The organism is Pirellula sp. SH-Sr6A (assembly GCF_001610875.1).
Lineage (GTDB): Bacteria > Planctomycetota > Planctomycetia > Pirellulales > Pirellulaceae > JBKCUI01.
This window is the reverse complement of the sequence record NZ_CP011272.1, coordinates 5,005,209-5,028,614: the sequence shown is the minus strand read 5'-3', so window position 1 is coordinate 5,028,614 and position 23,406 is coordinate 5,005,209. Positions and strand designations below refer to the sequence as shown.

Sequence of the window (23,406 nt, the reverse complement as noted above, 5' to 3'; positions counted from 1 at the left end):
ACGAAGAGGGTAGAGCAGGCAAGCCCGAATTGGTTACAATCTTTTCCGTGAAACAGAAGTTTCCTACCGTAATGACTTCCTTGAACAACCAGACCGTCCTGCTACGAATCCATCTACTCGGGAGCACAAATTGAGCGAAAAACCAGAAGCCACAGAGCTTTTGCGACTCGCGAAGCAAGGTGACTTTCAAGCGTTTCAGTCGCTGATTCATGAGTTGCAACCTCGTGTCTACGGGTTGGCTTACAGAATGCTTCATCAGTCGCAGGATGCGGAGGATGTCACGCAGCAAACGTTCGTCGCGATGATTGAACATCTTCGCGACTTCCGCGAGGAATCATCTCTGTCGACTTGGGCGTTGAAGATCGCAAGCAACTTTGCCTTGAAATTGATTCGAAAAAGAAAGGGACACGCCGCGTTGTCGCTCGACAACGGAAGGGAGGACGGATACTCCGACATGCCCCACCCCGAGTACATCGCTCCATGGAGCCGTCCCGCGGATGTGATTGCGGCCGATGCAGAAGTCCAACGCGAAATCCAAGCAGCCTTGCGTCATTTGGACGACAAGTATCGAACGGTATTTGTGATGCGCGACATCGAAGGCTTCTCCGTCCGGGATACTGCAGAGGCGTTGGGACTGACCGAATCGACGGTCAAGGTCCGGCTGCTTCGTGCGAGGCTTGCATTGCGAGAGATTTTGACGCGTCGCTTTGGGGATGAAACCCAGGTGATGATTCCCGATCACAAACACGTTTAATCTTTTATTTCCTGTAACTATTTCTCCTCTCGCAGATCCAACACACAGGGTTGGCAATCTGGGGGGACAAAACTATGACGTGTGAAGAACTACTCAAAGCATTGAACGAATACGTCGACGGTGCGGAGCTTACCGAGATTTGCGAAGAATTCGGCGAGCATTTGGCGGGTTGCAATCCTTGCCAAGTTGTCGTCGACAACATTCGTCAGACCATTGCGTTGTACAAGGCGGGGGTGCCGTACGAAATGCCTGCCGAATTTCAAAATCGTTTGCAGTCCTCCTTGCGATCGAAATGGCTCGATACCTTTGGAAAGAGCTAAAGGTGTCCATTGCTCCCAATGGGGTTTGAAAGGAAGTCGAATGACGCGAATCGCAGTTTTGCTCAGTCGTTATTCAGGACGCGGGGCGCTGATCGCGATCAGTATGCTTTCTGTTCCGTCCCTGGCGCAGGAGAAATTGCCGAACAAACCGTTGCTCCCTCCTGGCGAATTGGGGGCATGGGTTCGGTTAGGCGAAGAGATTGTCGAGAAGACAACCGAGCATCCGCTTTCGAAGCCGTTTCTCGGCAACGACTTGAACTGCACGAGCTGCCATCTTCAAAACGGTAGGCATCCTTCTGCGGGCAGTTTTTTAGGAACTGCCACAGCGTATCCTGCTTGGGCCCCTCGCGAGCAGACCGTGGTCACTTTAGAAGATCGGGTCCTCAATTGTTTCATGCGGAGCTGCAATGGCGTCCGCCCACCTTTGGGCAGCAAAGTCTCGATCGCCATCCAGTCTTACATCACTTGGTTGTCCCAGGGGGAATCGATGCGGATGAATCCTCAAAGGCCGGTTGGCCCCCGAGCCGTCTCGCTTTTAGCCGCCAAGCCGGACAGCGGGAGCCTGGAGCGTGGACGCGCCCTTTACGCCCAACGCTGCGCCGATTGCCACGGGGCGGATGGAAAAGGGGATACCGACAACCCACCGGTTTGGGGTGAACGCTCTTACAACGATGGAGCCGGCTTGGCAAAAGTGGAAAACTTAGGAGCTTGGCTGAAGGTCGCCATGCCATTGGACGATGCCACACTTACGGAAAAGGAAGCGATCGACATAGCGGTCTTCGTCAACAGCCACGAGCGACCCCGTTTCGAACTCTCCGCCCACCTACCCCCCGCTGCGGAAACAGGCGTTTACAACGGCGAAAAGCCGTAGCGTGCCATACGACCCTCCGTTTTTGGCCAATCGGAATAGTCTGGGCACCCAGACGCGGAACAGTGTATACTGAGGGAGAACCGCTTCCAGGTTCCCCCCCACCCACCCCCCCTGTCTTTCTGACAACCCCTCCTATGCCTGTCCCCTTCTTCGCTCGAAAGATGCTTGTCCTCGCGATGACTTGGCTCGCCCTGGTTATTGCATGGGCCTACTCGATTTCTATTTCGATTGCAGCCGATCCTCATGCGGGTTACGTTCCAAAATTCGAACTGGATATCCAGCCCATCTTGACCGCTCGGGGCTGCAACTCCGGACCGTGCCATGGCAAATCGCGCGGTCAAAACGGGTTTGCTCTCTCCCTGTTCGGCTTCGACTCCAACATGGATTTCGACTCCGTAGTCAAGAACGCTCGCGGTCGTCGGATTCACGCGGCGGTCCCATCGGAGAGTTTGCTGCTCACCAAAGCGACGGGGAAAGAACCGCACGGGGGCGGAATTCGGATCCAGCCAAACGATGCCGATTTCCAAACGATCGTCAGTTGGATTCAGACCGGAATGCAGCGTGCGACTCCCGAGGATCCCACCCTCGCGTCCTTGAGAATCCAGCCTGATCCCACAACCTTGTCTCCCAAACAAGAAATCGATTTGCATGTCGAGGCGACTTACTCGGATGGCACGGTCAAAGATGTAACCCACGTTGCCGCCTTTCAATCGAGCGACTCCGGGATCATGCAAATCAAGGAAGGGAAATTGAAGGCTGGTGAGCATGTCGGAGAAGCCACGATTATGGCTCGCTTCATGGGGCAGATCACGACTTGGAACACCGCGGTGCTCAAGGCCAAGTCGATCCCAGACGCGGCCTTCGACAATCTCCCACGACAAAACTTCATCGACGATCTCGTCTATCAAAAGCTCCAAATCTTGGACATGCTCCCTAGCGAGCCCGCCTCGGATACGACTTGGCTTCGCCGTATCTATCTGGATGCCATTGGACGGGTCCCGACACCTGCAGAAGTGGAAGAGTTTCTTACGGATGCGAGTCCAGACAAGAAGCTTCGTTGGATCGATCGCGTTCTAGACCAGCCGGAGTATGCCGACTTTTGGGCTAACAAATGGGCCGACTTGTTGCGTCCGAATCCCTATCGAGTGGGTATCAAAGCCACCTATAGTCTGGACTTGTGGTTGCGAGAAGCGTTTCGGCAGAATTGGTCCCACGATCGGTTTGTACGCGAATTGCTTACAGCCCAAGGGAGCACTTGGAAAAACGGCGCCACGACCTTTTTCCGCGATCGGCGCGAGCCCGATGAGATCACCAGCGTGGTCAGTCAGCTCTTTATCGGTGTTCGGTTGGAATGCGCGAAATGCCACCAGCATCCGTTTGAAGTTTACGGTCAATCGGACTTCTACGGCCTTGCTTCGTTCTTTTCCAAGATCGGGCACAAGGGAGTGGGGCTCTCGCCCCCCATATCGGGAGGGGAAGAAATCTTTTTTGTGAAATCCAAGGGGGAGGTTCGCCATCCGCTCACCCAACAAGTCCTTGCACCGAAGCCCCTTTTGAAAGACCCCGTCACCCTGTCCGAAGACGATGACCCTCGTATTGCTTTGGCCGATTGGCTCGTTTCACCGGACAATCCTTACTTTGCGAAGGCGGCTGCGAACCGAGTTTGGGGGGAAGTCATGGGGATGGGAATTGTCGATCCGGTCGATGATTTCCGGGCCACGAACCCTCCCAGCAATGCTCCCCTTTTGGAGGCGCTCGCGGAACACTACAAAGCGGTTGGATTCGATACCAAAAAGCTTTTGAAGGCGATCTTCACGAGCCACATCTATGGACTTTCCTCGATTCCTAATGAAAGCAACGCGTTCGATCAACGCAATTTTTCGAAGCACGTTCGCAGGCGGATGCGAGCCGAAGTGTTAGCGGATGCCGTTTCGGATGCCACGGGGGTGCCCACTTCCTTTTCGGGAATGCCGCATGGAACGCGGGCCGTGCAGCTATGGACATTCCGGATCAATTCGGATTTCCTGGATGCGTTTAGCCGTCCCGACCCGAACCAAGATCCTCCCTGTGAACGCATTGGTGACACGACGATGTCCCAATCGCTTCACCTGATGAACTCGAGTCAAATTCAGGAAAGATTGACTTCGGCCGACGGGAACTGCGCCGCGTGGGCTAAGGAGTCTTCGCCCGAGATCGCCCTTCGAAAGATCTATTTGCAGTTGTACGCACGATTGCCGAATCCGCAGGAAACGGAGACGCTGCTCAGCATTCGGAAGGATCTACCCGACGCAAAACGCTGGGTAGAGGATGTTGTTTGGTCGATGATCAACTCGCCCGAATTTCTATTTATCGATTAAGAGGATGATGACCATGAAGCGACGAACCTATTTGCAATTGGGGCTGGCGGGGTTAGCGGGCGGTAGCTTTTTGGATCTCCTCGCGCTGCGTAACGCGACGGCATCCGACACGTCCAAAGCTGGGGCTCCAACCAAGCAATGCAATTGCATCTTGATTTGGATGGATGGCGGCCCCACACACTTTGAAACGTTTGATCCAAAGCCCGACGCTCCGTCGGAGATCCGGGGGGATTTCCGACCGATCTCAACCAATGTGCCTGGAATCCAAATCTGCGAGCACATGCCCAAGCTCGCTTCGATGGCGGACAAATACGCGATCATTCGGTCCGTGTGCCATAACCAAGGAAACCATGGCGCCGGCAATCACTATATGATGACAGGTGCTCCCCCCCGCATTCCGGTTGGTTGCGGGGCTTTCGTCAGTTTTCACCCCAGTCTCGGTTCGGTGGCAGCATACGAGCGAAGCGCCCCTCACGGATTACCCGCGTACTTCACGATGCCCTCGATGTCTCGATCGGGAGGACCGAATTTTCTTGGAGCAAAATACGCACCGTTCATCGTAGGGAACGATCCCAACAGCAAGAACTTCCGAGTGCGAGATGTCGAGCTTCCGGGTGGTCTCGCGGAAGACCGCTTTGCGGCTCGCAGGGACCTGCGCAAGCTCGTGGATCGCATGCCGCGCTTCGAAGTCGGAGCTGCGATCGATCCGGTATCTTCCTACGACGACAATTACGAGCAGGGCTACGAATTGGTCCAGACTCCGGAAGCTCAAAAGGCTTTCGATGTTGATTCCGAGCCAGATGTCCTTCGAGAAGCCTACGGCCGCAATGCTTTCGGACAACGGGCACTGCTCGCAAGACGACTTGTGGAAGCAGGGGTTCCCTTCGTGACCATCTACGATGGCGGATGGGATCATCACTCCGATTTGTTCGGAGCTTTGGAAAAACGTTTGCCTTCGTGGGATCAAACCGTCGCCACGCTGATCAACGATTTGGATCAACGCGGTCTTTTGGAAAACACCATGGTCATCGCGTTGGGCGAATTCGGACGGACGCCGAAGATCAGTACCTTGGCAGGGCAAACAAAGCCGGGGCGCGATCACTGGGCCAACGCCATGTCGATCTTGTTCGCAGGAGGTGGGGCGCGAGGTGGGCAAGTCATCGGTGCAACGGATCGTCAGGGCTATGCGCCAATCGAGCGAGTTCTTTCACCGGAGAACTATGTCTCGACCGTCTATCACAAACTGGGAATCGATCCCAATAAGATCTATTACACACCTGCGGGGCGACCAACGCACCTTGTCAGCGACTCAACACCCATCGCCGAATTGATGTAAGGGAATTCCGACATGAAGTGCCGAGCCGGTTTTCGTGTTGCGTTCGCGTTGCTTGGGATGGCCGCGATTGGGGCGGGGCCCTCTTCACTCGCCATCGGGCAAGAAGGCTCGGGTGCAGGTCTTCGTTCGGCTTTGACCTTTCATGCATCGTTTGACAAACATGTCAACGCAGACTTTGCAAAAGGGGATGGGCGATTGCGAACAGCCGTCTCTTCTGGCAAACGGGAGTCTGCGTCCGTGGGGCTACCGCGCGAGGGGAACGTGATTCACGAACCGGAGCGTGGCAAGTTCGGAGGTGCCATTCGCTTTCAGAATGCGATCCAACCGATTGTTTTTTACGAAGGGGCGAAGAACCTCCCGATGCCCAAGCCCCATTGGGAGTGCACGGTTTCTTTTTGGCTTCGTACCAAGCCACAGGCCGATCTCCGCGAGGGGTTCTGCGATCCCATTCAGATCACTTCCAAGCAGTGGGATGATGCTGCGGCCTTTGTGGAATTTGAGAAACGCGGGGATCGAATTCCCTTTCGATTGGGAGTTTATGCGGACAAGAAGGTTTGGAACCCGAATGGGCGTCCTTTTGAAAGCATTCCCGCGGAAGAGCGTCCTTTGGTGACTGTCGACGATTCCCCTTTTCATTCGGGGGATTGGACCCATGTCGCGTTCACCCTCGATGGATTCAACACGGGTGAACCGACCGGCGTGTCGAAGCTATATCTCAATGGGAAACTCGCGGGTCAGTTGTCGTCCCGCGTGCAGACCTTTACTTGGCAGGAAGAGCAATCGGCCATCATGATCGGCCTCAGTTATGTGGGTCTCATGGATGACCTTGCCGTGTTCCACCGAGCTTTGACGGCTGAGGAGATTCAAATGCTAGTTGGACTTCCTGAGGGGATCCGCAGCCTTCCGTGAAGGGCGATACACCACTCTGAGTGATGAGGAACCGAACGACGGTTCGGTCGCAACGCAGAATGAGCAAAACGGGTGTTGTTTAGCGTTTGGCATGCTGCTTGCATCCATCGTCATCAGGGCTACACCGGGCGATTGGGACTTTCCTGCATCGCGGTGCTAGCAGAATTCTCTTCACGAAACGGGAGACTGCGATGAATACAGTAATCGGTGCATTTCGCACGCAAGCAGAAGCTCAAACGGCGGTCAATGAACTCCTCGCGATCGGGCTTGATCACAATCAGATTGGTGTCATAGCCAAACGGCCGAGTGGGGATGCTTCGCGTCCCATCAATGGAGTCTCGCCTGACGATTCCACCGAGGGAGCTGCGATGGGGGCGGCCACCGGTGCAGCCCTTGGTTTAGGAGCTGGAGCTTTGTGGGGATTGGCCGTTGTCGCGGGAATGCTCCCCGCGATCGGTCCGGTGATTGCCGGGGGGACGTTTGCGGCTCTCCTCGCGAGCGCGGCGACGGGCGCGACCGCGGGAGGGGTTGTCGGGGCGCTAACGGGCTTCGGGCTCTCCGTCGAAGATGCGGAGCATTATGAGCAGGAATTGGACAGCGGACGAGTGGTCGTCACCGTTCGCACCGATCGAGTCTCCGAAGTGCAGCAGATCCTTCGCAAGCACGGAGCGTACGAACGAAATCCGGTTTCTGCGTAGTTGCCTTAGATTTCAGGCTCCAAATCGGGGGTATTTCCATGGAGGAAATCGAAATCGCATCCCAAGTTGGCTTGGGTGGTGTGTTCGGCGAAAAGCTTCAAGTAGCCTCGCGACCATCGCGGTTCAGGTTTCTTCCATCGAGCCTTCCGATTGGCTAGGGTTGCATCGTCGACGAGCAGCTGCAGCGTTCGGGCTTCGACATCGAGCGAGATGAGATCGCCGTCTTCCACGAGTCCCAGTGGACCACCAATGTAGGATTCGGGAGCGACGTGCAGAACGCAAGTTCCGTAGCTAGTTCCGCTCATGCGAGCGTCGGAGATGCGAACCATATCACGGATCCCCATTTTCAGAATCTTGTCTGGAATTGGGAGCATGCCCCATTCTGGAAACCCTGGCGCTCCGATCGGGCCGCCCGTCTGCAGTACCAGCACGGTATCGGGCGTTACCGGCAGTGCTGGGTCATTGATTCGTAGTTTCATGTCGGCGTAGGACTTGAAAACCAATGCCGGGCCAGTGTGAGAATGCAGCTTGGGATCGGCGGCGACCGTCTTGATCACACATCCATCGGGTGCCAAGTTACCGCGAAGGACATAGGTTCCGCCCGTAGGCCAAATGGCCCGATCGCGGTCTCGAATCACCTCGTTGTCGATCACTTGGGCTGGCGCGATCTGTTCTCCCAACGTCACTCCATTGACGGTTTTGGCATCGAGGTGCAGCGTATCCCGCAATTGATTGAGCAATGCAGCCAAGCCGCCGGCGTTGTAAAAATCCTCCATCAAAAATCGGCCACTGGGGCGAAGATCGGCGAGGACCGGAATGCGTTTGGAGATGGAATCATAATCGTCGAGCGTGATTTGGATGCCGGCTCGTCCCGCCATGGCAATCATGTGGACGATCGCGTTGGTTGAACCGCTCAAGGTGAGTTGCGTGATCATCGCATTGACGAAGCTCTCACGCGATAGAAAGTCGAGTGGTCTGAGCTGGGTGGTTGCTAATTCCACGGCGCGGCGGCCTGTTGCGACGGCCAGTCGGCTGTGTTCGGAGAGGACGGCGGGGATGCTACCCGCGTTGGGGAGGGTGACTCCAAGTGCTTCAGCGATGCAGGCCATGGTGGAAGCGGTCCCCATCGTCATGCATGTTCCCGCCGAGCGAGCGATGCAGTTTTCGATCTCCTTCCACTCGCCATCGCAGAGGTTACCTGCGCAGCGTTCCGCCCAGAATTTCCACGCGTCGGTTCCGCTGCCAAGGGTCTGGTCCTTCCAGCGTGCTTTGAGCATGGGGCCAGCGGGGAAGAAGACAAAGGGCAAGTTGGCTGAGATCGCTCCCATGATCAAGGCAGGGACGGTTTTGTCGCACCCTCCCATCAGGACAACCGAGTCGATCGGATGGCATCGCAGGACTTCCTCGGCCTCCATCGCGAGCAGGTTTCGGTAGAGCATCGTGGTGGGTTTCATCAGCATCTCCCCCAAGCTCACGACGGGGACTTCGACGGGAAACCCACCGGCTTGGAGGATGCCACGCTTGATTTCTTCTGCCCGGGTCTTGAAGTGGGAATGGCAGGTATTCAAGTCGCTCCAGGTATTGAGGAGGGCTACCACCGGCCTGTCCATGAAATCCGCATCGTCGTATCCCATTCCCTTCAGCCGGGAGCGGTGTCCGAAGCTTCGCAAGTCATCTTTCGCAAACCAACGAGCGGACCGAAGGGGGGGACTCGGTTGGGAGGGGGAGGGCTGGCCTGACATCTAGGTTTCCTGTTGCTTATGGGGAACTTGACACCATAGTGATACCAGGAATCGCCTTCTTGTTCTATCCACTCCCTCCACCGGCAGAAGCCCCCCCTCTTGGGGGGCGAGGTGCTGAACGACAAGGTGTCGGGGCTGGAAAAGAAAGTTTCCACCAATTCTGTCGATAGCTAGCAACGGCCTTTCGCTTGGAGTATCTTGGGTGCACGCAGGTGTTTTATCTAATTTTTTGAGCAGCGCACAACATGGCAAAGTCGATCAAAGGGATAACGCGGATTGAGTACGAAGGTGTGACAACCCGCGGTTGGATGGTGCGGTTGACACGCGCCGGCGAACGGCAGCAGGAGTTCTTCAATGATCGCGCCTATGGTGGAAAGGCCAAGGCGCTCGCTGCTGCGAAGAAGCGGTATGAAGAGTGGGTTGCCATCGCTCCTCCGATCCAGACCTCAAAGAATCTGAAGTCATCTCGCAACACGAGCGGCAAGGTTGGGGTTCACTTGGTCCGCAACGTGGACCCGCGTTGGAAGAATGCAGAGTCGTTCGGCTACTGTGCGATGTGGACCGACTCCGACGGGAAGCGTCGAAAAGTGAGTTTCGCATGGAATACGTACGGTAAGAAAAAGGCGTGGACCCTCGCTTGTTTAGCGCGCGACTTGGAAATCACCGATCGCGACGCACTCGTAGCGCAGGCTGAGAAAGCGCAGAAGAAGAAAAAGAAGTAGACGGTGTCGCTCGCCTTGCAAGAAACGGATGACTTCATCGGCGAGACCCTCTCGCGTCCTCTGCATGTCCTCTACCAGGACGAGCACATCCTCGCTGTGTTCAAGCCTGCTGGGTTGATCGTTCACCGCAGCAAGTTGACTTTGCCGCACGAACCTGTGCTGCTGCAAGCGTTGAGAGATCAGATCGGGAAATTCGTATATCCGGTCCACCGATTGGATCGTCCTACGGCGGGAATCGTTCTATTCGGGCTTCACAGCGAAGCTGCCGCGAAACTGGTACAGCGATTCACCGATCGCCATATTGCCAAATACTACCAAGCTCTCGTGCGAGGTTTCACCGACGATACCTTTGTGGTGGATCGTCCGTTGCAGGACAAATTTGGCGAGGAGTGGGATCCTGGTAGTACGGAGGGGAATCCTCTTCAAGAAGCTTGCACGGAGTTCCAGTCTCTGCAACGTTTTGAGGTGCCTTGGGAGTCGAACGGCTTTCCCTCCAGCCGCTATTCGTTGCTAGAGATCAAGCCCATTACAGGGCGATGGCATCAGATTCGCCGACATCTCAATCATGTTGCCAATCCCGTCATCGGCGATCATCGTCATGGCGACCATCGCCATAACCAAATGATGCACCAAATGACAGGCGTGTATCGAATGCTGTTGACCGCCGTGCGGATTGACCTACGTCATCCTTACACGGATGAGATGTTGACCGTTGCTGCGGGGAGAGGTTCGGAGTTTGATCGAGCGATTGAAGCCTTGCGAGCGTTGTCCGTTTCATGACCGTTGCTAGGAGAATGGGAGACTGGTCCGTTCCCGCGTCCGATTCCTCTTGAGATTGGGAAATGCGTAGCGCATGAGTGATTGGTTTTCTTTTCTGTACCATCGATTCAGAGAGCGTCTTTGGATCAAGCCTGCGGCGATCAGTGGAGTTTCACTCGCCGCGATCTTTTTCGCTAAGTCTGCTGATGCATGGGGGCTGGCGTCCGTGGCACCAGAGATTTCCGTTGAGTCCGTTAGAACTCTTTTGCAGGTGATCGCATCGAGCATGTTGGTGATGGCAATATTCGCCGTCGGGTCGATGGTTTCCGCCTACGCCTCCGTAGGTAGTTCTGCGACGCCTCGCGCGTTTCCACTCATCATCGCCGACGATGTTTCCCAGAACGCGCTAACAGCATTTATCGGGGCATTCTTGTTCAGCATTGTCGCCCTCTTTGCGTTGGAGAATGGGTACTACGATCGAGGCGGGCGTTTTGCGCTGGTGTCGCTGACGTTTATCGTGTTTGGAGTCGTCATTCTCACCTTTTTATGGTGGGTGGATCGAATCGCGCGTCTTGGGAGGTTGAATGCGACGATCGATAAAGTGGAATCGGCAACAGCTCGAGCGATGAAGAGACGTCGCAAGTCTCCAAGGTTGGGAGGAGCGAAATGGGCCGAGCCTGATGGGCCATCTGAAGCGATTTATGGAGAGGAGATCGGTTATGTCCAGCAAGTGAAGATGGCTGCACTGCAGTCGATCGCAGAGAAGTATGAATTGCATATCCATGTCGGAGCGTTGCCAGGGACCTTTGCCACTCCGGGCCGACCCTTGGCATACGTTCGCGTTTCTCCCGACCAGTTGGAAGATGTGAAGCGTGGGATTACGGCGGCATTTGTCGTCGGTCGTGATCGGGTATTTGATCAAGATCCGCGATTCGGATTGGTCGTGCTATCGGAGATCGCTAGCCGCGCATTGTCACCTGGTATCAACGATTCGGGATCTGCGATTGCCGTGATCGGCGCATTGGTACGACTGCTTGCTTTTTGGTGTGAGCCCGTTGATTACGAGCAGGCCGAGGGGGTTGAATTCGATCGAGTCGCGGTACCTTCACTGAAACTAGATGACCTGTTCGACGACGCATTCACCATGATTGCACGGGACGGTGCCCGGGCAGTTGAAGTCGTTCTACGGCTGCAAAAGGGTCTGGAATCTTTGGCGGTTGTCTGCGAGGCAGAATCGAAGCAGATTCCTCTGAGTCATGCAAGGAAATCGATCGCGCGGGCGGAAAAGGCGATGGAACTTTCCGATGACTTGGAAGCCGTGAAGAGCGCAGGCCGATTTGCCAACGCGGGATAGCCATTTTGCATCGTAGCTGCCAAGCCCCTTTCGGTTGGAGCTTGTACAGCACGGCGGCCTCGATCGTGGCAGCGTCTCGTCCGATTAGCGGATGATCTGCTTTTGTTGGAGCAGCGCGATAACCGCTTCCACGCATTCGGAGAGCGATTGTTGGCTGGTGTTCAGTACCAAGTCAGGAGTTTCGGGAACTTCGTATTCCGATGCGGCACCTTGTTCAAGCGATTGGGCTGCTTCTGATTTCAGCGAAGCGAATCGTTGCGCTCGGACCGTTTCATCCGCCGTGCAGTGGATGACGAAGAATCGATCCTTGCCAACCACGTCGGAGACTCGATCGCGAACCGATTGGCTTGGGGCGACGAAGGCGGCCAGGCAAAGAAGTCCGTGTTCGTTGAAGAGCTTGGCGATGTGTGCGGAGCGTCGAAGGTTTTCACTTCGCTCTTCGACTGAGTATCCAAGGTCCTTGTTCACTCCGCGTCGCATGCGTTCACCGTCGAGCACGGCGACAGCTCGACCGTTTTCGAACAGGGAGCGTTCGAGGGCGAGAGCGATGGTGGTTTTGCCGGAGCAGGGTAGGCCCGTGAAGAGGAGAGTCGCTGGCTTTTGTCCGAATCGAGCGACACGTTCCTCATCGCGAACTTGGGAAACTTCGCCGTTGGTGGCGGACTGGTTTTCATCGGAGGTTTCCCAAGCGGCCAGCGTTTGTTTGGCGGAATCTCGATCGGAGATCATGCCAGCGCCGACGGTCGCATTGGTGATTCGATCGATGATGATGAAGGAGCCTGTGGCGCGATTGCGTCGATAGGCATCGAAGTAAATCGGCTGGCTCAACGTGACGGCGCATCGACCGATCTCGTTGAGTTGCAGGTCGGGAGCGGGTGTTCGGTGGAGGGTATTGACGTCGACTCGATACTTGAGGGAATCGATCTGTCCGGTGACGGTTTGCGACGTTTGCTTGAACAAATACGTCTTGCCTGGGACCATGGGTTCGGCGGCCATCCAAACGATGGTGGCATCGAAGCTGTTGGAGACCTTGGGAATGTTACCCGGACGGACGATCATGTCCCCGCGTGAGCAATCGATTTCATCTTCGAGCACGACAGTGATAGATTGGGGCGCAAAGGCTTCCTCGAGGTCACCATCGAATGTAACAATCCGCTTCACCTTGCTCGTTCGTTTGGAGGGGAGGACCATGATCTCGTCCCCTTTGCGAATGATGCCCGAGGCGAGAGTACCGCAGAATCCCCGGAAGTCCAGGTTGGGGCGGTTGACGATTTGGATGGGGAGTCGGAAGTCTTCGAGGTTGCGATCGGATCCGATGTAGACCGTTTCCAGGAAGTTCATGAGGGTGCTGCCTCGATACCAGCTCATATTGGGGCTGGGATCGACCAAGTTTTCGCCGTGGAGCGCGGCGATCGGGATGAAGTGCAAGTCGGGCAAATCGAGTCGAGAAGCGAAGTCTCGGTAGTCGCTGCAGATCTTTTCAAAAGTCTCTTGGCTGTATCCCATCAAGTCCATCTTGTTGATGGTCACCACGACGTGGCGAATACCCAGGAGAGAAACGATAAAACTGTGTCGCTTCGTCTGAGTGAGGACTCCATGTCGCGCGTCGATCAGGATGATCGCGAGATCGGCGGTCGAGGCACCGGTTGCCATGTTACGGGTGTACTGCTCATGGCCGGGGGTATCGGCGATGATGAACTTCCGTTTGGCGGTCGAAAAGTAGCGATAGGCCACGTCGATCGTGATTCCTTGCTCCCGTTCGGCGCGCAAGCCATCGGTCACGAGAGCGGGGTCGAAGCCACCGCCGGTCGTTCCGTGTACTTTGCTCTCGGTCTCAAGTTGGGCGATCTGGTCCTCATAAAGCATCTTGCTGTCGTAGAGCAAGCGTCCGATCAGGGTGCTCTTTCCGTCGTCGACGCTTCCGCAGGTGATGAAGCGGAGCAGCTCTTTGCGTTCGTGCTGCTCGAGGTAGGCCAGGATATCCTTGGCGATCAAATCACTTTGGTGCGACATATTGTTTAGAAGTACCCTTGAATCTTTTTGAGTTCCATGCCGGCTCCGCCGCCATCTTTGTCGATCACGCGACCTTGCCGCTCCGAGGTTTTGGTCAGAAGCATTTCCTGGATGACTTGGGGCAATGTTGTCGCGTCCGATTCGACCCCTCCGGTGAGGGGGTAGCATCCGAGGGTTCGGAACCGGACCATTCGTTCTTCGACGACTTCGCCGGGTAGCAGTTGCATGCGTTCGTCGTTGACGTGGATCCAGATCCCGTTTCGGTTCACCACTTTGCGAGGTTTGGCCATATAGAGGTCCGGGAGAGGGATGTTCTCCATGTAGATATATTGCCAGATGTCGAGCTCGGTCCAATTGGAGAGAGGAAAGACCCGAATGCTCTCGCCCGGGTTGACCTTCGCGTTGTAGAGGTTCCAGAGTTCGGGGCGTTGGTTTTTGGGGTCCCAGCGGTGGAATTTATCTCGGAAGGAGAAAACCCGCTCTTTGGCGCGGGATTTTTCTTCGTCGCGTCGGGCACCTCCAAAGGCGGCGTCGAAGCCGTACTTATTGAGAGCGGCCTTCAGCGAATCGGTCTTCATGACCTCCGTATGCTTTTCGCTGTTCTCGAACGGGTTGATCCCCAGTTTGAGACCTTCTTGGTTGATATGGACAAGAAGTTCGATCCCCAGCTCGTTTTTCACGTAGCTGTCTCGAAAAGCGATCATTTCCTTGAATTTCCAAGTCGTATCGACATGGAGAAAGGGAAATGGAGGTTTGTCCGGGTAAAACGCTTTGAGGGCCAAGTGGGTCATGACGGCGGAATCTTTTCCGACCGAGTAGAGCATGACGGGGTTTTTGAATTCCGCGGCAACTTCGCGAATGATATGGACGCTTTCGGCCTCGAGTTGCTTGAGGTGAGTCAGGTGATAGGAGTTCATTCCATCCTCGGAGTTCGGTTTAGGCGATCTGTAACGGTGGAGTGTCGAAATTTTGGGGCCAGCGTCAACCCGAGAAGGAGGATCGCGACCATTCGGCCCAAAAAGGTTCGGACTTGACCGACTAAAAAAATCGTTTTGCGATTGACGACTTTTCCACCCCTCCCTATCTTTTCCCCTCCCGCGAGCGACGTGGGGTTTGGGCCGCTGGCTCGTATTCCAATGCCAGCATTTTCGGTGTTTTTCTGAAAACGGTGAGTAGAGTGTCCGGAACGCATGAAGTTATTCGAATCCGAATGGAGGCTTACGACCATGCGGTGTTGGATCAAAGTGCTCTGGAAATCGTAGACACCGCAAAGCGAACGCACTCCGAGGTGCATGGACCCATTCCGTTGCCAACCAGGATTGAGCGTTATACCGTTCTTTCCGGCCCAAATATCGATAAAAAGGCTCGTCAGCAGTTCGAGATCAGAACTCACAAGCGATTGATCGATATCAAGCAGGCAACCGCCAAGACCATTGAGGCTCTGAACAAGCTGAGTTTGCCTGCAGGGGTAGACATCAAGATTAAGGCAACGTCGCGATAGTTCGCGGTTTTGAAAACGTATCCATCAGGTATTCCACAATGAACGGAAGCTTGAGGGGTAACCACCAAATGGGCGGCTGCAATCTGTTTTGAGCTGACCCCGGTCGACCGACTGCAATGGTGAGTCCCAGCAAGCAAACGATTTACGGAAAAAGACGATGAGCAAAGGTATTCTCGGCCGCAAGGTCGGTATGACGCAAATTTATGAACAAGATGGCCGTGCGGTCCCGGTGACGGTGATCGAGGCTGGGCCTTGCCACGTCTTGCAAGTCAAGACCGTAGATCGTGATGGGTATGAAGCGATTCAGTTGGGTTTCGCGGACAAGCCTCGCCGTTTGGCGTCCCGTTCGGTGCGTGGGCATGTCGCTGCAATCTCGAGCAAGCGATCGGCGAAGCTCAAGGCGGCGGGTGGTGCACCGGCAACCAAGCCTGAGTGCGAGCCAAAGCGATTCATCAAAGAGTTTCGTGGTGCACCGGCTGCGGAAGTGGGTTCCGAGATCAAGGTTTCTGTGTTGGACGGCGTGCTGGCTGTCGACGTAACCGGCACCAGCAAGGGTTACGGATTCTCGGGTTGGATGAAGCGGCATAATTATTCCGGTCAGCGGGCAACCCACGGTGTGAAGAAGGTGCACCGCCATCCAGGGGGTACGGGCGCGGGGACTTATCCCGGTCGTGTTCGCAAGGGTCGCAAGGGAGCGGGTCATTACGGTGTGGACCGTGTGACGATGCGAAATCTCAAGGTTGTGCGGGTAGATGCCGAAAACAACCTTCTTCTGGTCCGCGGTGCTGTTCCTGGCCCGACGGGTGGTTTTGTGATTGTTCGTGAGACCAATATGCTCGGTTAAGGGCTGTGAGGCTGAACTGGGCGACTCGAATAGAGTAATTCGAACGCAGAATTCGAAAACACGATTCGAAAACAGTGCTGAGCTGTCGGAATTAAGGCAAATAAGAAATGACAACACTTCCTGTATACGACCTCTCGGGCAACAAAGTCGGCGATTATGAAATCGATCCGGCTTCCATTGCTCCGAAGATTAGCAAGCAGTTGCTGCACGACGTCGTCGTGATGTATTTGGCGAACCAACGTCAGGGTAGCAACAAGACGAAGACTCGCGGCGAAGTCGCCGGGTCGACCAAAAAGCTTTACAAGCAAAAGGGTACGGGTAATGCCCGTGCTGGTGCTAGGCGAACGCCAGTGCGACGTGGTGGTGGGCATGCGAATGCTCGTCAGCCTCGATCGTATTACTACCGATTGCCTCGCAAGGCCGTTCAGGCTGCCACGCGAATGGCCATCGCTGCGAAGATCAGTGCGGGCTCTGTTGTGGTTGTGGACCAATTGAAGATGGATGCACCAAAGACCAAGGTGTTGGCGGGTGCGTTCAAGGCGTTGGGGCTGGAAGGTCAGACCAAGACGCTAGCAGTTGGTTCTCTGGACCGAAACGTTTACTTGAGCGGCCGAAACATTCAGGGTTGCACCATTAGCCCTGTCTCGGATTTGAACGCATTGGTTGTTTTGCGTCCTCGCAAGTTGGTTGTGACGCGTGAAGCGTTGGATTGGTTGAAGACTCGGGCAACCGCCTAGTTTTTGGCCTGAATGCTAGGTTGGGACGACGACAAATAGATGACGCCGTGACGAGCCCTCGGGTGGTCGGGCGAATTAACAGCAAGAAAAGCGGACTCGTTTAGGCGAGAGAGAAAATGGCAAAGCAGCCACCGAAAACCAGTATGACCTTGACCGCTCACCAGATCGTCATTCGACCTTTGGTGACCGAAAAGGGAGTGCACAAAGCGACCCGTCAAAACCGTTACGCATTCGAAGTGAATCCGTTGGCGGACAAGACTGAGATCAAAGAAGCGATTGAAGAGCTTTTTAACGTCAAGGTAGTAGCCGTTGCGACGCAAAATCGCGCTGGCAAGACCCGGCGGTACCGAGCCAAGGCAGGTGTGACGAAGGCTTGGAAGAAAGCGATCGTCAAGTTGAGTAACGAACACAAGATCGACTTCTTCTAGGAGACGACTGAGATACCATGGGAATTCGAGTATACCGACCAACATCGCCAGGACGACGCAATTCGTCTGTTAGCGATTTCGCAGAGTTGACACCAGGCGCGAAGCCTGAGAAGTCCTTGCTCAAGCGATTGAAGCGACACGGCGGACGAAACAATCAAGGATTCATCACCGCGCGACACCGTGGTGGTGGGCACAAACAAATGTACCGGGTCATCGACTTCCGTCGCATCAAAGACGGGGTTGCTGCCAAGGTCCATTCGATCCAGTACGACCCGAATCGCTCGGCTCGCATCGCGTTGCTTCATTACGCGGATGGTGAGAAGGCATATGTGGTCGCTCCGGATGGGTTGAAGGCAGGCCAGACCTTGCTCAACGGTGCCGATGCACCGCCGACGGTCGGGAATTGCTTGCCGATGCGAAACATTCCACCGGGAACGGAAGTTTGCTGTGTGGAGATGACTCCTGGACGCGGTGCGGCTTTGTGTCGATCCGCGGGGACGTCAGCTGTTCTGATGGCTCGAGAGTCCGGATGGGCTCAGTTGCAGTTGCCAAGTGGCGAAGTTCGCCGTGTACCGGGGCAATGTCGAGCGGTCATCGGAAAGATTGGAAACAGCGAGCACGATGCGATTCGGATCGGTAAAGCGGGACGAAATCGTTGGAAGGGCTGGAGGCCTCACGTTCGCGGTACTGCGATGAACCCGCACGATCACCCGCACGGTGGTGGTGAAGGACGAACGAAGGGTGGACGCCACCCAGTGAGCCCGACGGGCAAGTTGGCGAAGGGTGGATCGACACGTCGACCGCGCAAGCCAAGCAACACGGCGATCATTCGTCGCCGCAAGTCGGTTCGTTACGGTCAATTGAAACTTAAATAGTTTGTAGGGAAGAGTTCTGACGTATGGGACGTTCGACAAAAAAGGGGCCTTTCGTAGACCCCAAGCTGTTTGCGAAGTTTGCGAAGCTCCGTGAAAAGGGTGATAGCCAGCCTATCACCACTTGGGCGCGTCGCTGCACGATCGTTCCAGAATTTGTTGGGACGACCTTTATGGTACACAACGGCAAGGCCCACATCAAAGTGTTCGTGACCGAAGACATGGTCGGTCACAAGCTGGGCGAGTTTGCCCCGACGCGGACTTTCCGCGGACACGGTGGCAAGGGCGGCAAGAAGTAACGACGTTTTGAAATAGGGAATCATCATGGCTTTTCGAGCCGTTCATCGATACGCACGCATCAGTGCCAGAAAGGTCCGACCTCTGGCAAACTTGGTACGTGGCAAGTTTGCGGACGAAGCGCTGGAGCTCCTTCAGTTCCAACCCCATCGCGGTGCGAGGATGTTGGAGAAGGTGATCAAGAGCGCTGTCGGGAATGCACAAGACACCGAGCAAAACGGCGGTCGATCGTTCTCCGCGGAAGAGTTGGTGGTGGTCGATGCCCGCATCGACGGCGGACCGATGTTCAAACGCTTCCAGCCTCGCTCGCGAGGACAAGCGTTCACGATCCTAAAGCGATCGGCCCACATTTCGGTAGAACTCAAACGACTTGAAGAGCTGTAGGAAACGGAACATGGGACAAAAAGTAAATCCAATCGGCTTCCGTACCGGGATCGTGATGGGCTGGAAGAGCCGCTGGTATGCAAGCAAGAAAGAGTTTGCGGAGCTGTTGGTCGAAGACCAGAAGATTCGTAAGTTCATCAAGAATCATCCAACCAAGCCAGCCTACCGAGAAGCGGGCATCGATCGGATTGAGATCGAACGCACCCGCGACGAAGTCCGGTTGATGGTTTTCGTGGCCAAGCCAGGTTTGATCATTGGTAAGAAGGGGACCGAAATCGAGATCCTTCAAGAAGAGCTTCAGAATCTGATCGGTCGCCGAGTGAACCTCAAAGTAGAAGAGGTTTACCGACCCGAGATTCAAGCACAGTTGATCGCAGAGGATATTGCGAAGCAATTGATGAAGCGAGCGAGCTTCCGTCGGACCATGAAGCGAGCCATTGAAACAGCGATGGATTCCGGTGCACTCGGGATCAAGATTCAGATGTCGGGTCGGCTCGGTGGGGCGGAAATGGCTCGTTGCGAAAAGGGCAACGCTGGCGCACTGCCTTTGAGCACGATTCAAGCGAAGATTAGTTATGGGTTTGCTGAAGCCGCTACTCCGCAAGGAAATATCGGTATTCAGGTATGGGTAAATCAAGGTTCTTACGCGGGAGAAGCTAACGATGGCGCTGATGCCCAAACGGGTCAAGCACCGAAAAAGCCAAAGAGGACGTATAAAAGGTAACGCGACCCGCGGTAACAAGGTTGTCTTCGGTGACTTCGGTCTCCAGTGCCTACAAGGCGGTTGGATCCGAGCACAGACAATCGAAGCGGGCCGTATCGCCGGTAATCAATACGTTCGTGGCGAAGGTCGACTCTACATTCGAGTATTTCCAGATAAGCCAGTTTCCTCCAAGCCTTTGGAAACCCGGATGGGTAAGGGTAAAGGGGAGCCGGAGTACTGGGTGGCTGTGGTCAAGCCTGGGACGATCCTTTATGAGCTGAGCGGTGTTTCCGAGCAGCAAGCGAAGGTTTGTTTCGCGAGATTGGCGGCTAAGATGCCGGTACCTGTCCGGATGGTTCGACGCCGCCCTGCATAGGGTGGTGGCAAGTCGTTCGGTTCGTCCTGGCGACATTCAATCCGGAATCCAGTCGAGCCGGAGAAAAGTCGGCGGGGACTTGGTTCCACATAAGATTTGCGAAGAAGATTGAGATCATGAAAGCGTCAGAACTACGAGAAATGAGCGACGAACAGTTGGAGCTGACAGCAGTTGATGCTGCGGAAACGATGTTCAAGCTTCGTTTGCAATCGCAGACGGAACGAGTCGATGTCCCGACCCAGATGCGACACAACCGTCGGTTGATCGCTCGGGTCCGAACGATTCAAACCGAGCGGGCAAATAAAAAGGCTTAGTGAGCACGAGCCTTGACCATAGTCCCTTCCGAAACAGTTATTAACAAACGTTAACAGATTATGCCACGTCGAATTTTGATCGGTGTAGTAACCAGCGATAAGACAGCGAAGACCCGTCGGGTTGAGATTGAGCGATTGGTGCGACACCCACGCTATTCGAAGATCATCCGTAAAAAGACTGTTTGCCATGCTCACGACGAGAACAACGAGTCGCGAGTAGGGGACAAGGTTGAAATCGAAGAATCGAGACCTTTGTCGAAGCTCAAGCGATGGAATTTGATTCGCGTCGTCGAGAAGAGCAAGTCGGTTGAGAGCGTTGCGAACGACGCGTAAGGCGACCTGGGTTCGGGGCTTAGCATTCATCAGAAATCAAACGGACAGAAGTTCGGGATAGTCGAAAATGATTCAACAAGAAACACGATTGGTGGTTGCCGACAACACCGGTGCACGCGAGGTGATGTGCATCAAAGTGTTGGGCGGTACCCGTCGCCGCTACGCGAGCTTGGGCGATGTCATCATCTGCTCCGTGAAGAGTGTTATTCCGGGCAGCGAAATCAAGAAGAAGGCTGTGGTTCGGGGCGTGATCGTGCGAGTGTCGCAACCTTCGCGTCGCGCTGACGGCAGCTATGTCCGATTCGACACCAACGCGGTCGTGTTGGTCGACAAGGACAATAACCCCCGCGGGACGCGGATCTTCGGTGCAGTCGCACGGGAGCTTCGCGAGAAGAGTTTCACAAAGATTGTTTCGTTGGCGAGCGAGGTAGTTTAAATGTTGATCAAGGTAAACGACATCGTCGTCATGCTCTCCGGTAGTGACAAAGGTCAAAAGGGTCGCGTTATCAAAGTCGACCGAACGGAGAACAAGGTCGTCGTCGAGAATCTCAACAAGATTTTCAAGCACGTAAAACGATCGCAACGGAATCCACAGGGTGGTCGGTTGTCGAAGGAAGCGCCTGTCGATGTTTCGAAAGTCGCTTTGGTTTGTCCGCAAACCGGAAAGCCGACACGGATCGGTGTTCGGTTCCTTCCCGATGGCACCAAAGAGCGATACAGCAAGAAGAGTGGGGCGACGATTAGTGTTATCGCTCCGGCGCGTGCATCGCACGCACAAAAGTCTTAATTCATTCGGTAGGTCCTTAGAAGATAAGAGCCCTTTGGCTCGTTAGAAACATGGCACCGCGACTTCAAGAACTGTACTTCCAAACGATTCAGTCCGAACTCGGCAAGGAGTTGGGCATCAAGAACGTTTTGTCGATCCCTCGCATTGAGAAGATCTCCATCAACATGGGGGTTGGAGAGGCGATGCAAGACAAGAAGTTCTTGGAACTGGCTGCCGACGCGATGACGGAGATCGCAGGTCAAAAGCCGGTCCTGACGATAGCCCGGCAATCGATCGCAGGATTTCGATTGCGAGAAGGCGTTGCGATCGGTTGCAAAGTAACGTTGCGACGGGACCGCATGTACGAGTTCTTGGATCGACTGATCAGCATTGTTTTGCCTCGGGTGCGTGACTTCCGAGGAGTGAGCCGAACCGCCTTCGACGGCAACGGCAATTACTCCATGGGACTTTCCGAGTGGTTGGTGTTTCCGGAGTTGACCGGGGACAAGTTCGCGAAGGCACAGGGCATGAATATTGCCATCGTTACTTCCGCGTCCACAGACGACCAAGCGCGTCGGTTGTTGGAGATGTTCGGGATGCCTTTCCGGGCTCCCAAGGTAAAGAAGACAGCCTAGTTTAACAGTCGAAAGTATGCGTCGATTTGGGTAGTCTCGACTCGAACGCAGTAACCCTAACCACCCGTTTTCCTAGTACTAACCGGATAAACTACCCGTGGCAAGCAAAAGCAAGATTGCAAAAGCCAGTCGAGAGCCAAAATTCTCCACCCGTCGCGAGAACCGTTGCAAGTTGTGCGGTCGGCCTCGCGCTGTGTATCGCAAGTTTGGCATTTGCCGAATTTGTTTCCGTCAGCTTGCTGACAAAGGTTTGATCCCAGGTGTACGCAAGTCGAGTTGGTAAGAAGCGGGGAGCTATAGAATATGATCAATGACCCAATCTCGGATATGTTGACCCGAATTCGAAACGCTGTTCGCATTGAACGCCGTTTCGTCGATGTGCCTCTCTCTCGTCTTCGCAAGGGAATTGCGGACGTTCTGAAGCGAGAAGGCTACATTTGGGATTACGCCGAAGTAGAAGGAGAGCCTGCCAAGATTCTCCGAATTGAACTCAAGTATGGACCGAATGGTGAGAAGATCATTCAAACCGTCCGACGTGTGAGCAAGCCAGGCCGACGCGTTTACGCCAAGTGCGGTGAGCTCAAGCCGGTTTTGAACGGCATGGGTATCTCCATTGTTAGCACATCGCGAGGTGTGATCAGCGATCGGGAAGCTCGCCAGCAGAAATTGGGCGGCGAAGTCTTGGCTGAAGTTTGCTAGTGGATTGAAACAAAGAAGTTGACGGTCGAGGTGATCGTCGATGGATTCTCTAACGCAACAGGAAGACTGGTGAGCCAAAGCTGCACCATACATTCCGAAGGTAATTAAAGATGTCGAGAATTGGAAAGTCGCCCATCGCTGTCTTGGATGGCGTCAAGGTATCTGTGGATGGACAGACGGTGAACGTGGAGGGTCCGAAGGGCAAGCTCTCGTTTACCCATCAAGAAAACATATCGGTGTCGGTTTCCGAAGACGGAAAGACGCTCACCGTAAACCGAGCCAACGACAATCGCGACTCGCGAGCGTTCCATGGGTTGACCCGCGCTCTGATCAATAACATGGTCGTGGGTGTGAAGAACGGTTACGAGAAGAAGCTTGAGATCATCGGGGTTGGTTATCTCGCCGCCATCAAAGGAAAGATTCTGCAGCTTCGGGTTGGTTTCGCCAACGAATTGCAAATCCCGATTCCTGAAAACTTGGAAGTGACATGCCCGGACCAAACGCACGTGACGGTCAAGGGTTGCGACAAGCAAGCTGTCGGTCAGTTCGCAGCCTACGTTCGAGCCCTTCGCAAACCTGAGCCTTACAAGGGCAAAGGGGTTCGTTATGTCGGAGAGCAAGTCAAGATTAAGCCTGGTAAGAGTGCGACCTAGTCGTACACTTAGAGTTTGGACGGGGGCGA

30 protein-coding genes are annotated in these 23,406 nt (G+C 54.9%); 27 read left to right on the top strand and 3 right to left on the bottom strand.

Annotated features, from left to right (window positions below):
* The first annotated feature begins 130 nt into the window (after positions 1 to 130).
* The 7 genes from VN12_RS19470 to VN12_RS19440 all read left to right on the top strand — a co-directional run bounded on the left by VN12_RS19470 (position 131) and on the right by VN12_RS19440 (position 7,245).
* The gene (locus VN12_RS19470) at positions 131 to 754 is read left to right on the top strand and encodes an RNA polymerase sigma factor (RefSeq protein WP_168164506.1); all 624 of its coding nucleotides are present in this window, start codon (positions 131 to 133) and stop codon (positions 752 to 754) included.
* A gap of 74 nt (positions 755 to 828) precedes the next feature.
* Entirely contained in the window at positions 829 to 1,074 is a 246-nt protein-coding gene (locus VN12_RS19465; RefSeq protein ID WP_146678375.1) for an anti-sigma factor family protein, read from the top strand.
* Positions 1,075 to 1,114: 40 nt separating this feature from the next.
* Positions 1,115 to 1,945, top strand: a complete 831-nt coding sequence (locus tag VN12_RS19460; RefSeq protein WP_146678374.1) for a c-type cytochrome — start codon at positions 1,115 to 1,117, stop codon at positions 1,943 to 1,945.
* Between the two features lie 134 nt (positions 1,946 to 2,079).
* The gene (locus tag VN12_RS19455; protein WP_146678373.1) at positions 2,080 to 4,302 is read left to right on the top strand and encodes a DUF1549 and DUF1553 domain-containing protein; all 2,223 of its coding nucleotides are present in this window, start codon (positions 2,080 to 2,082) and stop codon (positions 4,300 to 4,302) included.
* 13 nt (positions 4,303 to 4,315) lie between these two features.
* Entirely contained in the window at positions 4,316 to 5,638 is a 1,323-nt protein-coding gene (locus tag VN12_RS19450; RefSeq protein ID WP_240491198.1) for a DUF1501 domain-containing protein, read from the top strand.
* Positions 5,639 to 5,650: 12 nt separating this feature from the next.
* Positions 5,651 to 6,547, top strand: coding sequence for a LamG domain-containing protein (locus VN12_RS19445; RefSeq protein ID WP_146678371.1), 897 nt, complete (start codon positions 5,651 to 5,653; stop codon positions 6,545 to 6,547).
* Between the two features lie 191 nt (positions 6,548 to 6,738).
* Positions 6,739 to 7,245, top strand: a complete 507-nt coding sequence (locus VN12_RS19440) for a hypothetical protein (RefSeq protein ID WP_146678370.1) — start codon at positions 6,739 to 6,741, stop codon at positions 7,243 to 7,245.
* A 5-nt stretch (positions 7,246 to 7,250) separates the two neighbouring features.
* On the opposite strand, the gene araD is transcribed toward VN12_RS19440, so the two are convergent.
* Positions 7,251 to 8,987 carry an L-arabinonate dehydratase gene (gene araD / locus VN12_RS19435; protein WP_146678369.1) on the bottom strand — a complete coding sequence of 579 codons (1,737 nt, stop codon included), beginning with the start codon at positions 8,985 to 8,987 and terminating at the stop codon, positions 7,251 to 7,253.
* A 245-nt stretch (positions 8,988 to 9,232) separates the two neighbouring features.
* Here araD and VN12_RS19430 point away from each other — a divergent pair, with 245 nt between their 5' ends.
* From VN12_RS19430 to VN12_RS19420, 3 genes are all read left to right on the top strand, one after another.
* Positions 9,233 to 9,709 (top strand): transcriptional regulator, encoded by a 477-nt coding sequence (locus VN12_RS19430; RefSeq protein WP_146678368.1) that lies wholly within the window; start codon positions 9,233 to 9,235, stop codon positions 9,707 to 9,709.
* 3 nt (positions 9,710 to 9,712) lie between these two features.
* Positions 9,713 to 10,489, top strand: coding sequence for a pseudouridine synthase (locus VN12_RS19425; RefSeq protein ID WP_146678367.1), 777 nt, complete (start codon positions 9,713 to 9,715; stop codon positions 10,487 to 10,489).
* A 73-nt stretch (positions 10,490 to 10,562) separates the two neighbouring features.
* Complete coding sequence (locus VN12_RS19420; RefSeq protein ID WP_146678366.1) at positions 10,563 to 11,822, top strand: DUF2254 domain-containing protein; 1,260 nt, start codon at positions 10,563 to 10,565, stop codon at positions 11,820 to 11,822.
* A gap of 84 nt (positions 11,823 to 11,906) precedes the next feature.
* Here VN12_RS19420 and cysN read toward each other — a convergent pair whose 3' ends face one another.
* Both cysN and cysD read right to left on the bottom strand, forming a co-directional pair.
* Positions 11,907 to 13,835 (bottom strand): sulfate adenylyltransferase subunit CysN, encoded by a 1,929-nt coding sequence (cysN, locus tag VN12_RS19415; protein ID WP_146678365.1) that lies wholly within the window; start codon positions 13,833 to 13,835, stop codon positions 11,907 to 11,909.
* A gap of 5 nt (positions 13,836 to 13,840) precedes the next feature.
* Positions 13,841 to 14,752, bottom strand: a complete 912-nt coding sequence (gene cysD, locus VN12_RS19410) for a sulfate adenylyltransferase subunit CysD (RefSeq protein WP_146678364.1) — start codon at positions 14,750 to 14,752, stop codon at positions 13,841 to 13,843.
* 260 nt (positions 14,753 to 15,012) lie between these two features.
* Between cysD and rpsJ the strand changes: the two genes are divergently transcribed.
* The 17 genes from rpsJ to rplF all read left to right on the top strand — a co-directional run bounded on the left by rpsJ (position 15,013) and on the right by rplF (position 23,377).
* Positions 15,013 to 15,336, top strand: a complete 324-nt coding sequence (gene rpsJ / locus VN12_RS19405) for a 30S ribosomal protein S10 (protein ID WP_146678363.1) — start codon at positions 15,013 to 15,015, stop codon at positions 15,334 to 15,336.
* Positions 15,337 to 15,493: 157 nt separating this feature from the next.
* On the top strand, positions 15,494 to 16,180 hold the full coding sequence (gene rplC / locus VN12_RS19400; protein ID WP_146678362.1) for a 50S ribosomal protein L3: 687 nt from the start codon (positions 15,494 to 15,496) through the stop codon (positions 16,178 to 16,180).
* A 107-nt stretch (positions 16,181 to 16,287) separates the two neighbouring features.
* Entirely contained in the window at positions 16,288 to 16,917 is a 630-nt protein-coding gene (gene rplD, locus VN12_RS19395) for a 50S ribosomal protein L4 (RefSeq protein ID WP_146678361.1), read from the top strand.
* A gap of 116 nt (positions 16,918 to 17,033) precedes the next feature.
* Positions 17,034 to 17,345 carry a 50S ribosomal protein L23 gene (gene rplW, locus VN12_RS19390; RefSeq protein WP_146678360.1) on the top strand — a complete coding sequence of 104 codons (312 nt, stop codon included), beginning with the start codon at positions 17,034 to 17,036 and terminating at the stop codon, positions 17,343 to 17,345.
* Positions 17,346 to 17,362: 17 nt separating this feature from the next.
* Positions 17,363 to 18,220: a 50S ribosomal protein L2 gene (rplB, locus tag VN12_RS19385; RefSeq protein ID WP_146678359.1), complete on the top strand. Its 858-nt coding sequence runs from the start codon at positions 17,363 to 17,365 to the stop codon at positions 18,218 to 18,220.
* Positions 18,221 to 18,243: 23 nt separating this feature from the next.
* Positions 18,244 to 18,516, top strand: a complete 273-nt coding sequence (rpsS, locus tag VN12_RS19380) for a 30S ribosomal protein S19 (protein ID WP_146678358.1) — start codon at positions 18,244 to 18,246, stop codon at positions 18,514 to 18,516.
* Between the two features lie 25 nt (positions 18,517 to 18,541).
* The gene (rplV, locus tag VN12_RS19375) at positions 18,542 to 18,898 is read left to right on the top strand and encodes a 50S ribosomal protein L22 (RefSeq protein ID WP_146678357.1); all 357 of its coding nucleotides are present in this window, start codon (positions 18,542 to 18,544) and stop codon (positions 18,896 to 18,898) included.
* 10 nt (positions 18,899 to 18,908) lie between these two features.
* Positions 18,909 to 19,622, top strand: a complete 714-nt coding sequence (gene rpsC / locus VN12_RS19370; RefSeq protein ID WP_146678356.1) for a 30S ribosomal protein S3 — start codon at positions 18,909 to 18,911, stop codon at positions 19,620 to 19,622.
* Positions 19,561 to 19,977: a 50S ribosomal protein L16 gene (gene rplP, locus VN12_RS19365; protein WP_146678355.1), complete on the top strand. Its 417-nt coding sequence runs from the start codon at positions 19,561 to 19,563 to the stop codon at positions 19,975 to 19,977. Before rpsC ends, rplP begins: the two co-directional genes overlap by 62 nt.
* A gap of 116 nt (positions 19,978 to 20,093) precedes the next feature.
* Positions 20,094 to 20,291 (top strand): 50S ribosomal protein L29, encoded by a 198-nt coding sequence (rpmC, locus tag VN12_RS19360; RefSeq protein ID WP_168164505.1) that lies wholly within the window; start codon positions 20,094 to 20,096, stop codon positions 20,289 to 20,291.
* Between the two features lie 60 nt (positions 20,292 to 20,351).
* Entirely contained in the window at positions 20,352 to 20,624 is a 273-nt protein-coding gene (rpsQ, locus tag VN12_RS19355; RefSeq protein WP_146678353.1) for a 30S ribosomal protein S17, read from the top strand.
* 67 nt (positions 20,625 to 20,691) lie between these two features.
* Positions 20,692 to 21,060, top strand: a complete 369-nt coding sequence (gene rplN, locus VN12_RS19350) for a 50S ribosomal protein L14 (RefSeq protein WP_146678352.1) — start codon at positions 20,692 to 20,694, stop codon at positions 21,058 to 21,060.
* Complete coding sequence (gene rplX, locus VN12_RS19345; RefSeq protein WP_146678351.1) at positions 21,061 to 21,411, top strand: 50S ribosomal protein L24; 351 nt, start codon at positions 21,061 to 21,063, stop codon at positions 21,409 to 21,411.
* A gap of 50 nt (positions 21,412 to 21,461) precedes the next feature.
* Positions 21,462 to 22,025, top strand: a complete 564-nt coding sequence (gene rplE / locus VN12_RS19340; RefSeq protein WP_146678350.1) for a 50S ribosomal protein L5 — start codon at positions 21,462 to 21,464, stop codon at positions 22,023 to 22,025.
* Positions 22,026 to 22,122: 97 nt separating this feature from the next.
* Positions 22,123 to 22,308, top strand: a complete 186-nt coding sequence (locus VN12_RS19335; RefSeq protein ID WP_146678349.1) for a type Z 30S ribosomal protein S14 — start codon at positions 22,123 to 22,125, stop codon at positions 22,306 to 22,308.
* Between the two features lie 20 nt (positions 22,309 to 22,328).
* Positions 22,329 to 22,724 (top strand): 30S ribosomal protein S8, encoded by a 396-nt coding sequence (gene rpsH / locus VN12_RS19330; protein ID WP_146678348.1) that lies wholly within the window; start codon positions 22,329 to 22,331, stop codon positions 22,722 to 22,724.
* A 110-nt stretch (positions 22,725 to 22,834) separates the two neighbouring features.
* Positions 22,835 to 23,377: a 50S ribosomal protein L6 gene (gene rplF, locus VN12_RS19325; protein ID WP_146678347.1), complete on the top strand. Its 543-nt coding sequence runs from the start codon at positions 22,835 to 22,837 to the stop codon at positions 23,375 to 23,377.
* Positions 23,378 to 23,406 lie beyond the last annotated feature (29 nt).